Below are 6,396 nucleotides of genomic sequence, written 5' to 3' on the forward strand. Positions count from 1 at the left end.
GTCCCTGGCTTCATGGTCTTTGCCCCATCCATAGAGAGAAGAACAGCTCCTTTGGCTACAACATCGAGGAAGACTTTTACAACTGCTTTTCCTGTGGTGCTGGCGGTGACCTGGTGTCTTTGTTTACTACCGTCAATCACCTTGACAAAAGCGAAGGTTTTAAAAAGTTTTGGGAAGTCTATGGCAGTTCAAGTGATGCAACGACCAATTCCGGATCCAAAACATACAAACAGAAATCCAAGGCATCCATCATCCCGGAATCTATCTGGGAGCAGATGCAGCCGTTGCCGGCTGAATGGATCAATCGTTTGCAGGAAGTTCGCGGCTGGACGCCGGAGATCATCAAGATATTGGACCTTCGCCTGCAGACTGTCTACCGGACGAAGAAAGGTAATATCCAGAAAGTCAGGAAGCCGGAAAGAATCGCCATCCCTATCCGGGATGCAGATGGCCGCCTGGTCAACATCCGCCTCTATAAACCAGGCGCTAGGCAGGGAAAGATCATCTCCTGGGGCAAGGAATACGGTTCCACCAGACTCTTTCCACCGGCACCGGATTCCAAGGGTCTCGTAATTTTATGCGAAGGAGAGCCGGATACGATCTGCGCCCGCAGCCTGGGCCTGAATGCCATTACCCAGACCAGCAAGACTAGGACTTGGAGTGCCGAACATCTGAAGCCTTTCGAAGGCCGGGAGGTGGTCATTGCTTATGATGCCGACCGGGCAGGTCAACGTCATGCCGATAACGCCGCCAGCAGTCTTCATAAAGTTGCCGCCAGTGTCCGGCTGCTTGAATGGCCGGAATATATGGGCAGACTAGCAGACGGCTCCTGGCCTGCCGACCATGGCCAGGATCTTACCGATTTCATCATTCGCCATCACAAAACTCTCGATAATTTCCAGGAGCTGGTGGGTAGATCAAAACTCTATGAGCCACCTCCGGAGGATGGTCCTGGCCTTGGCAGTGAACGACAGTTCTTTACTTTCAGCATTAACGGGAGGCTGTCGTTCAAACCGCGTCTTTTGGCCAACCGGATTCTTAAAGACATTCCACTCCTGTCAGATCCCATGAGCGGCCAGCTCTACCGCTGGTCAGGGGATTACTGGGAGGAGTACAATGCTGATCTGATCCGCTCATTGGCTCTGCAATACCTTGGCAAGGAAGCCAACAAAAACCGGGTGGAGGATGCCACTTTTCAGGCAAGGATGCTGAGCACCATCCCTCACGGAAGGTTAGTGAACGATAAGGAGGACTGGGTCTGCGTCCAGAACGGTATGCTCAACCTCTATTCCTATGAGCTAAAACCTCACAGTCAGGATTATTTCTCTACTGTCATGCTGGGGGTGAAATTCGACTCTGAATCCACCAGCCTGTGTGAACGATGGCTGCAGTATTTGGAAGAGTCGGTGCAGACGGAAAGAGCCATCATGCAGCTGCAGGAGTTTGCCGGCTACTGCCTGACCCGGGATACCCGTTATGGCAAATGTCTTTTGCTTGTCGGCCCCGGCTCAGATGGCAAGTCGACCTTTTTGAAAATGCTAAGGGAGTTGGTAGGCCCCCAGAATTGTGCTGCCGTATCTTTCCAGGACCTGGAGGATCAGTTTTATCGATCCTACCTCTACAACAAGCTTTTGAACATTTCCACTGAAGTGGGCAGCCGGGCTTTGGAAAGTCCCATCTTCAAGGCAATTATTACCGGGGATCCCATTTCAGCAGCTTTCAAACACCAGAACCCGTTCGAGTTTTCTCCCTACTGCAAGCTGGCCTTTGCTGCTAACAAGCTTCCCCGGGTTCTGGACAACAGCGACGGCTTTTTCCGGCGCATGCTTCCTATCAGGTTCAAAAAGCAGTTCCTGGGGTCTGACGCCGACATTGGGCTGCTTGAAATCCTTCAGGACGAACTTTCGGAAATCTTCCTCTGGGCTCTGGCAGGATTGCAAAGACTAAGAGAGCAGGGGGGCTTTACCGAATGCGAGGAGACCTCCGATCTGCTGATGGAATACCGCAGGCTCAATAATCCCGTTCTCTGCTTTGTGGAGGATAAATGTGACTTAGGATCTGAGTATGACATCAACAAAGACGATCTTTATAGCGGCTACCGGGAATACTGCCGGGAGAGCGGGTATTCACCCAACAGCCGGGAAAACTTCTTCCGGGAGCTCCAGGTGGCGGTCATCAATTTACAGGAATACCGACCTCGGGTCGGTACCAAGCGGATGCGGGCTGTCAAGGGCATCCGGATTAAAGAAGGGTAGTCAATGAAGCGTATCTTTGTCTGCAGTCCCTATGCCGGAGATATCCAGTTGAATGAGCTGGTAGCGGAAACTTTATGTCACCAAGTCATAAAAATTGGTCATGCACCGTTTGCACCTCATCTTCTTTATCCACGTTTTTTGGATGACAGCATCGATGTAAAACGTGAAATTGGAATTAGAACAGGGCTCACTTTTTTACGAGTTTGTCATGAAGTCTGGGTTTACACTGGCAACGGTATTTCTCTTGGTATGCAGTGTGAGATTGACTATGCGAATGAAATAGGAAAGCCTGTAATTCCATGGGCTTGTGAAGAAGTGTAACAATGAATTCCAGGAAAATATCTCCCCGTTTCCCCATGAAAAAGCAGCCACAAAAATACTCAGGGTGGTCCAGGTGGTACCATTGTGGTCCAGGTGGAACTGGTACCACTGATTCCAGTAATTTCAGCTATTTAAGTAGGGTGGTCCAGGTGGTCCAGGTGGTCCAGGTGTTTTCAACTTATTGCATATGCGTACACGCATACGCGCGCGCGTGAATAACCCCTGACAATTGTTCTATTAAATTAAAAAAGGGTGGACCACCTGGACCACCCACCTTAACTAATTGAAATCTTTAGAAATCGTGGTACCAGTCTGACCCGGACCAACCCGGACCAGGTTGGTACCAGAGGGATAAACCATGTTCAGCATTACTTTTCAGCCCGAAAATGGAACGAGGATATCCAAAAGCAATCTGAAAGGCATCACGTATTATCCAGGCCGGTCTTCTCATCACCTGGACGGGCTGAGAAAGGCAACGGGTCCTTCCAGGGGACCTTCCATGCGGGGGGCGGAGCTCCCGGGATTTGGTTACGTCAAAATTTTTTCAAGCCTTTGATTTTTTTAAACAGGGGGATAAGTTCCAATGCTTGCTATGACTGACAGCTCCAGTGTGAAAAAGACAAATGACCATGTTGACCATCGTCAAGGTCCGGTTTCGGTGTTTACCATTGCCGATGTGGCCGGGGTGATGTCGCCTGAATTTCTGGATGAAGAAAAGTGCCGCCGGTGGATATTGCAAAAGCTTCATCCTGCCGGCCCTTTCTGCCCTCGGTGTGGTGCTCCGATAGTCGGCGAGCGGGTTCTGAATAGCTGGTGGAACCTTCGCCGGGTCTGCTGTAAAAATTGCCGCCGTTACTTTACTGCCGCAGCCGGCACCATGGTCAACGGCATCAACATCAATTTCCGCCAGGTTTTCCTGATGGCCTGGTGTTTTTCACTTGGCCTTAAAGTTTCAGAAATTGCTGATCTGTGTCAGCTCCATGTGGATACGGCAAAAGTCTGGCGGATGAAATTCAAGTGTTTGGCGGAAGGTAAAAATTATGCAGATTGAAAATGTTAAGCAAATTCTATGCGCAGACGTTTTCCTATTGCCTGAGCAGCCCGCTCCAGCGTGTGGAGAGTGACTGCGGTGTTTGCAGGATCAAGCAACCTGTCCAGTGCTGAACGGCTTGTATCCATCTGGCGGGCCATGGCAGTTTTAGACAAACGCTTCTTTTCCATAAACTGGGTGATTTGATATGCCACAACACGCTTTATGGCAATGGCTTCAGTTTCAGCCAAAGTACCTTCTTCTTCCAAAAAATCATCAAAGTTGCTGCCAATATGTTTGTTCATGTCGACCTCCAAATCGGCAGGATTCCCGTTATGGCAACCCTTTGTATTGCCGAACGTTGAGTGCTTTCCATTCGAGGAGTGGTTGCTGCTGGATATTTTTTTGGAGGGTTTCATCGGCAGTTAGAATTGTCGAATCGATTTCGCCCTTATCAAGCAGCAAATCCAGGAATTTTCGCTCAGCATCATTGAAAGGCAATACTGCGGATAATGCCTGCCGGCATTCCGTCACGAGTGTTTTTCCATAATTCCCGGCGTTCTTGGTCCCCTGTATCGCACCGAGGCGGAGCGTAGGAATAAGTTGGCTGGCCAATTCCGCAGCGTCAAAATCCACATCTCCAATCGAAACCGTGCGCCAATCCTTTCGGTTCATCGCGCCGTAAACGACGAAAGCGATCCGGAGCCGTTCAAGGTTGAGGGAGTCCATGCAGAGGATTTGGTTACTGTCGAACAGGTCTCTCGCTTTACGTCGTGATAATAAAGCTGCGAGTTTCCCTGCCGCGAGTTCATGAGTATCGATTACCGGTATATCAGTGGCCTGCCAGGTTCCCAGCGGGTGGGAGTCCATGGTTATGATTGGCCACAAGGGAACGCGATACATGAAATTGATGTCCACTTCGAGTCTGCCGCTCTGCCCAAAGGCACTTTGGTAGCGGAGCGACCACTTTCCTCCTGCATGTTGTTCCGGCATCCGTTTGACCGTATAACCTTCCCGTTTGAAAACCGCCTGGACCGCCTGTTCGATCTTGGGACGCTCTTCAAGCATTGCATCCCGGCTCTCGGCTCCCACGTAATTCAGGTCGATGTCCATCGATAGCCTCGGGATATCGAAGACAAAGAGATTCAAAGCGGTTCCACCCTTGAGAACCAGCTTCCCTCTCAAAAAGGGGTGGCTCTGCAGGGTATCGAGCAATCCCAGCAGGTGTGCGACTTTTTCGAGCACCTCCGGTCTGAAGCCGGTAGATTCCGCTTCGGCGGCAAGTTTCTCGGCTGAGAGTCTCATAATACCTCCGCCCACGTCCGTTCAAACACCTCTCGGGGAACCACGAGGTTCCATCCCGAAACAAGGCGGCCGGATTTCCTCCTATCCCGATCCAGGTAATGCGGCTGCCGCGGACGGAGACCGCGGAGTGATTTAAGATATTTTTCCTCGACCATTAAAGGTTCATGGTGCTGTTCCAGAAAGAAGCCGACTTTGGCGGCCGTAGTCGCATTTCCGAGCAGGAGAGCGTATTCAACCACCTTGTCAAGGTCGAAGAACTCCACCGATTCCAGGGACCGCCAGATTTCTTCCCAACCGCCGGAAAGATCCGGACGATTCAAGACGTCAACCATAGTCCGTTCCAAGCTGGTGACCCGGACTTCCATGCCGGATCGGTCCATGGTGACGACTCCAAAGTGTTCCTGGTTCGCACGACGAAGTGATTCTGGTGATTTTACTCCGCGAAAGACATGGGCGTGGAATGTAAGTGGGCTCAACGGACGGGAAGCTGTATAGATGAACTGTTCATGGACAGAATAAGCGTGGCCGTGAAACTCCAGGGCCGTGTGGTGCGATAAAACAGCATCTTTGATCAGTTTTGCAGCCACGAGAAATGGGTCGAATGAATATAAAGCAGGATTGGTACCAGGTGGTACAACGGCATACAGCCCACGCCGCACGGAAACAATGTGTCTTGTTCTCTTGTGGTATGCTAGCAAAGCCTCCCTGGTCCTAGTACCAACTTCTCCGCAGGACGAAAGGTAGTCGGCCATTTCTTCTCCGGTAAACACCGGATGTTTACGAAAGAATTCTTCGTGTTTCATAGTGGACATCCTTGACAAAAAAACATGTTTAACATAAATATGTTATGGGTTACAGGTTTTAATGTCAAGCTAAAAGTTGGGCTCTACTTGATGATTATTATCATAACCCATGTAAGTTTATGGGTTATATGCACAATTATCAAGTGTCAGATCTTTTGTTTCCCTGGAAAGCTACCTGGAATCGATTACCATCGATCCTGAATTCTGGTTGCGATAATCTTTTGTAAAATGTTTATTAATAATGAATGAAAACAAGTATTTATGGTTGAAATGACTTGATTTATCGCTCCGGGAGAGCTAAACAACAAAGCAATAGATATCGTTGTTTAACAGCTTTCAAGGAGGGAAAAATGGAAGAAAATAAAATTTACGAATCTGATGAGCTCAACCCGGAATATGTCTTTAATAGCGTATATACTGAGTTGTTGCTGAAACTTGCCTCCGGAGCTGTTAATGCCCAGGAATTGGCGTGTAAAGAAATGGCTTGCCGCGGTCTTGGCCGTAATGGAGAATGGGTTGGTTTTGCTCAGGCGAAAAAGCAATGGAATGTCTAAACTGTCACCGACGGTCTGAAACAGTATTATTCATAGCGGTGTGAAAATGTGACAACTGCCTATTTATTTTCTTCCTGAAAAAATTTAAAAATTCTTCTTCCTGATCTTCTTCGAATTCTTCCCTTTAT

The 6,396-nt window shown here is 49.2% G+C and carries 7 protein-coding genes; 4 read left to right on the forward strand and 3 right to left on the reverse strand.

What is annotated here, in order from left to right; all coding sequences use genetic code 11:
• The 3 genes from U9P07_00240 to U9P07_00250 form a co-directional block, all read left to right on the forward strand.
• Window positions 1-2,255, forward strand: a 2,255-nt coding sequence (locus U9P07_00240; GenBank protein ID MEA2107837.1) for a phage/plasmid primase, P4 family, incomplete at its 5' end; no start/stop codon positions are given.
• Window positions 2,256-2,258: 3 nt separating this feature from the next.
• On the forward strand, window positions 2,259-2,576 hold the full coding sequence (locus U9P07_00245) for a DUF4406 domain-containing protein (protein MEA2107838.1): 318 nt from the start codon (window positions 2,259-2,261) through the stop codon (window positions 2,574-2,576).
• 583 nt (window positions 2,577-3,159) lie between these two features.
• On the forward strand, window positions 3,160-3,627 hold the full coding sequence (locus tag U9P07_00250; protein MEA2107839.1) for a hypothetical protein: 468 nt from the start codon (window positions 3,160-3,162) through the stop codon (window positions 3,625-3,627).
• A gap of 5 nt (window positions 3,628-3,632) precedes the next feature.
• Here the strand turns inward: U9P07_00250 and U9P07_00255 are convergent, their stop codons facing one another.
• From U9P07_00255 to U9P07_00265, 3 genes are read right to left on the reverse strand one after another with little or no spacing between them, the layout of a single operon-like run.
• Window positions 3,633-3,911, reverse strand: coding sequence for an XRE family transcriptional regulator (locus U9P07_00255; protein MEA2107840.1), 279 nt, complete (start codon window positions 3,909-3,911; stop codon window positions 3,633-3,635).
• Window positions 3,912-3,939: 28 nt separating this feature from the next.
• Window positions 3,940-4,911: a nucleotidyl transferase AbiEii/AbiGii toxin family protein gene (locus U9P07_00260; GenBank protein MEA2107841.1), complete on the reverse strand. Its 972-nt coding sequence runs from the start codon at window positions 4,909-4,911 to the stop codon at window positions 3,940-3,942.
• Window positions 4,908-5,714, reverse strand: coding sequence for a transcriptional regulator (locus U9P07_00265; GenBank protein ID MEA2107842.1), 807 nt, complete (start codon window positions 5,712-5,714; stop codon window positions 4,908-4,910). The genes U9P07_00260 and U9P07_00265 overlap by 4 nt, the downstream gene beginning before the upstream one ends.
• A gap of 350 nt (window positions 5,715-6,064) precedes the next feature.
• Between U9P07_00265 and U9P07_00270 the strand changes: the two genes are divergently transcribed.
• Window positions 6,065-6,268 carry a hypothetical protein gene (locus U9P07_00270; protein ID MEA2107843.1) on the forward strand — a complete coding sequence of 68 codons (204 nt, stop codon included), beginning with the start codon at window positions 6,065-6,067 and terminating at the stop codon, window positions 6,266-6,268.
• Window positions 6,269-6,396: the final 128 nt, after the last annotated feature.

The sequence above is a fragment of the Pseudomonadota bacterium genome (assembly GCA_034660915.1).
Lineage (GTDB): Bacteria > Desulfobacterota > Anaeroferrophillalia > Anaeroferrophillales > Anaeroferrophillaceae > DQWO01.

Excerpts from the sequence above, each read along its gene's own strand:
- U9P07_00245 (MEA2107838.1), top strand. The coding sequence starts at position 2,259 with ATGAAGCGTATCTTTGTCTGCAGTCCCTATGCCGGAGATATCCAGTTG.
- U9P07_00250 (MEA2107839.1), top strand. The coding sequence starts at position 3,160 with ATGCTTGCTATGACTGACAGCTCCAGTGTGAAAAAGACAAATGACCAT.
- U9P07_00255 (MEA2107840.1), bottom strand. The coding sequence starts at position 3,911 with ATGAACAAACATATTGGCAGCAACTTTGATGATTTTTTGGAAGAAGAA.
- U9P07_00260 (MEA2107841.1), bottom strand. The coding sequence starts at position 4,911 with ATGAGACTCTCAGCCGAGAAACTTGCCGCCGAAGCGGAATCTACCGGC.
- U9P07_00265 (MEA2107842.1), bottom strand. The coding sequence starts at position 5,714 with ATGAAACACGAAGAATTCTTTCGTAAACATCCGGTGTTTACCGGAGAA.
- U9P07_00270 (MEA2107843.1), top strand. The coding sequence starts at position 6,065 with ATGGAAGAAAATAAAATTTACGAATCTGATGAGCTCAACCCGGAATAT.